Source organism: Streptomyces coryli, assembly GCF_011044975.1.
Lineage (GTDB): Bacteria > Actinomycetota > Actinomycetes > Streptomycetales > Streptomycetaceae > Streptomyces > Streptomyces coryli.
In genome coordinates this window covers 1-4,116 of record NZ_JAAKZV010000414.1, presented here as the reverse complement: position 1 = coordinate 4,116, position 4,116 = coordinate 1, and the positions used below count along the sequence as shown (strand labels likewise).

At 71.2% G+C, this 4,116-nt stretch carries 4 protein-coding genes; all 4 read left to right on the top strand.

The annotated features are described in order from the left end of the window. The coding region (gene nadC, locus G5C51_RS40370) for a carboxylating nicotinate-nucleotide diphosphorylase (protein ID WP_240930264.1) at positions 1–1,028 on the top strand (1,028 nt) is incomplete at its 5' end. A gap of 7 nt (positions 1,029–1,035) precedes the next feature. Continuing rightward, positions 1,036–1,833, top strand: a complete 798-nt coding sequence (locus tag G5C51_RS40365; protein ID WP_165245667.1) for a type III pantothenate kinase — start codon at positions 1,036–1,038, stop codon at positions 1,831–1,833. 80 nt (positions 1,834–1,913) lie between these two features. Then, a complete protein-coding gene (locus G5C51_RS40360) occupies positions 1,914–3,503 on the top strand; it encodes a hypothetical protein (protein WP_165245665.1) in 1,590 nt (529 codons plus the stop codon). Between the two features lie 97 nt (positions 3,504–3,600). Then, positions 3,601–4,116, top strand: a 516-nt coding sequence (locus G5C51_RS40355) for a hypothetical protein (RefSeq protein ID WP_165245663.1), incomplete at its 3' end; no start/stop codon positions are given.

Genomic DNA, 4,116 nt, shown 5'->3' with positions numbered 1-4,116 from the left:
CGACCACCCCCGAGCCCAACCGCCCGCAGCCCGTAGAGCTGACGCTCCTCCCCATCGGCGGCGCCCCCGCCGAAGGCGGCGGCTGCGGCGACAATTGCGGGTGCGGCGACGCCGGACAGGCCTACGAGCACGACGAGCTCGCCTGCGGCCTCGACCCCGACCTCGCGCAGCTGCTCGCCGACGCCGGGCTCGACCCCGTACAGGTCGAGGACATCGCCCACCTCGCCATCGAGGAGGACCTCGACAACGGCGTGGACGTCACCACCGTCGCCACCGTCGCCGAAGACGCCACCGCCACCGGCGACTTCACCGCCCGCGAGGACGGCGTCGTAGCCGGCCTCCACATCGCCGAGGCGATCCTCTCCGTCGTCTGCACGGACGAGTTCGAGGTCGAGCGGCACGCCGAGGACGGCGACCGGGTAAAAGCAGGCCAGAAGCTGCTCTCCGTCAAGACCCGCACCCGCGACCTCCTCACCGCCGAGCGCAGCGCGCTCAACGTCCTGTGCCGCCTCTCCGGCATCGCCACCGCCACCCGCGCCTGGGCGGACACCCTCGAAGGCACGGGCGCCCAGGTCCGCGACACCCGCAAGACGACCCCGGGCCTGCGCGCCCTGGAGAAGTTCGCGGTACGGGCCGGCGGCGGCGTCAACCACCGCATGTCCCTCTCCGACGCCGCCCTCGTCAAGGACAACCACGTAGTCGCCGCAGGCGGCGTGGCGGAAGCCTTCAAGCTCGTACGGGAAGAATTCCCCGACCTCGACATCGAGATCGAGGTGGACACCCTCCACCAGTTCCGCGAGGCCCTCGACGCCGGCGCGGACCTGATCCTCCTCGACAACTTCACCCCGGAGGAGACCATCGAGGCCGTCGCCCTCAACAAGGGCCGCGCCACCCTCGAGTCCTCCGGCCGCCTCACCCTCGAGAACGCCGCCGCCTACGCCGCCACCGGCGTGGACTACCTGGCCGTCGGCGCCCTCACCCACTCCTCCCGCATTCTCGACATCGGCCTGGACCTGAGGGAGGACTGAGCACCCGATGCTGCTCACCATCGACGTCGGCAACACCCACACCGTCCTCGGCCTCTTCGACGGCGAGGAGATCGTCGAGCACTGGCGCGTCTCCACCGACTCCCGCCGCACCGCCGACGAACTGGCCGTCCTCCTCCAGGGCCTGATGGGCATGCACCCGCTCCTCGGCGAGGAGCTCGGCGACGGCATCGACGGCATCGCCATCTGCTCCACGGTCCCGTCCGTCCTGCACGAGCTGCGCGAGGTGACCCGCCGCTATTACGGGGACGTGCCCGCCGTCCTCGTCGAGCCCGGGGTCAAGACCGGCGTCCCCGTCCTCATGGACAACCCGAAGGAGGTCGGCGCCGACCGCATCATCAACGCCCTCGCCGCCGCCGAGCTCTACGGCGGCCCGTGCATCGTCGTCGACTTCGGTACGGCCACGACCTTCGACGCGATCAGCGCCAAGGGCGAATACGTGGGCGGCGTCATCGCGCCCGGCATTGAGATCTCCACCGAAGCGCTCGGCGTCCGCGGCGCCCAGCTCCGTAAGATCGAAATCGCCCGCCCGCGCAGCGTCATCGGCAAGAACACGGTCGAGGCGATGCAGTCCGGCATCCTCTACGGCTTCGCGGGCCAGGTCGACGGCGTCGTCGGCCGGATGGCCGTGGAGCTGGCGGACGACCCGGACGACGTCACGGTGATCGCCACCGGCGGCCTGGCCCCGATGATGCTCGCCGACTCCTCGGTGATCGACGAGCACGAGCCCTGGCTGACCCTGATCGGCCTCCGCCTGGTCTACGAGCGGAACATCGCCCGCAGTTAGTCACCGGGTTTACAACCTTTCACCAGCCCCACGAGTCTCACCGCCTGACTATGGATGTCCATGACAGGTGAGTGGGGCACATGAGGGGCAAGCTGGCGGCGACGGCCGCCGTAATGGCGTTGCTGGGCACGGCACTCGGCGGCGCCGCGATCGCGGCACCGGCCGATCCGGTGCTCAAGATCCAGGCCCAGGAGACGTATTACGTCTACGAGCACGACCAGGGCCCGCCGGGCGGCGACCTCTACCGCCTCGACCTCAACCTCGCGTACGTCGAGGGCGAGGAGCCGATCGCCGAGGACGTGAAGCTCACCATCGACGCCTCCGCGCTGAAGGGCCTGGCCGACCTCAAGGGCGGCTCCTTCTGCACGGAGAAGGACTACGTCTTCACCTGCGAGTACTCCTCCATCGACGGCCTCACCAGCGTGCAGCCCTTCTACATCAAGGGCGCTAAGGGCGCGAAGCCGGGCGACAGCGCCGTCATCAAGTACACCGCCACGGCCTCCAACGCGGACACCGCCACCGCCGAGACCAAGGCCGTCATCGGCGGCCCGAAGCTGAACGCCCGCACCCACGCCCCGCTGAAGGGCGTCGAGCCGGGCTCGACCATCAGCCTCACCGGGGCCGTCGCCAACCGCGGCACCCTCGCCGCCCCCAAGGGCATCGGCGTCAAGCTGAGCTCGGTGGAGGGCCTGAAGGTCGCCCGCGAGCACAGCAACTGCCACTACAAGCCGGGCTACGACACCGCCGCATACTGCACCTTCGACACCCCGGTCGAGGCGGGCAAGGCGTATGAATTCAGCGCGCCCTTCGCCTTCAAGGTCGCCGAGGACCAGATGTACGGCAGCGCCAACTACCACTTCTGGGCGCTCGGCAGCGGCAACCCGTGGCAGTACGAGAAGCCCGAGGACTTCAGCGAGCAGGGCAGCGGCCCGCCGCTCACCCTGAAGGAGACGGCCGCCTTCGACGGCAACGGCGGCCACCTCGACCTCGCCACCACCCAGCGCGCCGACTACCAGGCGATCGGCGGCACGATCGAGGGCAAGGTCGGCAGCACCGCCAAGATCGAACTCGGCGTCCGCAACGCGGGCCCCGGCACGATGGACCTCCAGTACCGCGACGGCCACGGCGCCGGCACGTACGAAGTGACCCCGCCCGAGGGCACGACGATCACCAAGATCCCGTTCCCCGGCGAGGACGACGACTGGGCCTGCTCCAAGAAGTCCAAGAAGTCCCGCACCTACGTCTGCACCCTCCAGGAGACCTTCGCCGCGGGCGAGAAGGACACCCTGATCTTCTACGTCCGTATCGACAAGAAGGTGAAGGACGCCGAGGGCAAGGTCCAGGCGCTCGCCCGCGAGGACTTCCCGACCCGCGACGCCAAGCCCGAGAACGACGCCGCCCCGATCGAGCTGAAGGCGACGGGCTCCGGCGGCGGCACCGGCTCCGGCGGCGCGGACGGCGGCTCCGGCGACTCGGGCGGCTCCGAGGGCTCGGACGGCTCCTCCGCGGGTACGTCCGGCTCCGCCGGCGCCTCGGACGACGCCTCCGGCTCCATGGCAGGCACCGGCAGCAACGGCGTCCTGTGGATCCTCGCGGCCGCCGCCGCGGCGCTCGGCCTGGGCGCGGTCGCGGTGGCGCTCACCCGGCGGAGGTCGTCCCGCGAGCGCTGATCCGGCCGCCGCCGGATAGATGGTGTCGCTACCCGGGATCAAGGCATACAGGGCCTAAATTCGGATTATGCCCACGCCATACGGTTCCCGAGGCGGAATGGCGTTCAGCGCCGACGAGCTTCGCGTCGTGCGCGGCGCCCTCGCCATCGCCACGCAGTCGATGACGCCGCGGCAGAGCAGGGAGTCGGTCCTACGGGACTGCCTCCGGCTCGCCGCGGCGGTGGACGAGACGATCCGCGAGGCCGAGCGGATGCGGGACTTCCTCGTCGCCGACCTCGCCCGCTACCGGGCGGCGCTGCCCGCTGCGGCGGCCGGCTACACCGAGCTGCTGCGGGAGGCGCTGAACGGCGGCTACACGCCGCTGACCGCCGATCTCGCGGCGCTGCACTCACTGACCGCGCTGCCGGCCGGCCCCGCGGAGACCGCCCGCCGCAAGGCGCTGCTGAGCCGCTGCGAGGAGGCGGCCGCCCGCCGCCTGCCGCACGTGGCGGAGCAGCGGACCGGCTCCCCGGACGTATCGCGTCCGGCCCCGCGCCTGCTCGCCCTCCCGGGCGGCCGCTGCGCGGACGACGACAAGGCCAAGCCCGCCCCGGACCGGCGGCAGGAACCGGCC

What these genes read in the sequence shown, in the direction of transcription:
- G5C51_RS40365 (WP_165245667.1), top strand. Translation starts at nt 1,036, where the DNA reads ATGCTGCTCACCATCGACGTCGGCAACACCCACACCGTCCTCGGCCTC.
- G5C51_RS40360 (WP_165245665.1), top strand. Translation starts at nt 1,914, where the DNA reads ATGAGGGGCAAGCTGGCGGCGACGGCCGCCGTAATGGCGTTGCTGGGC.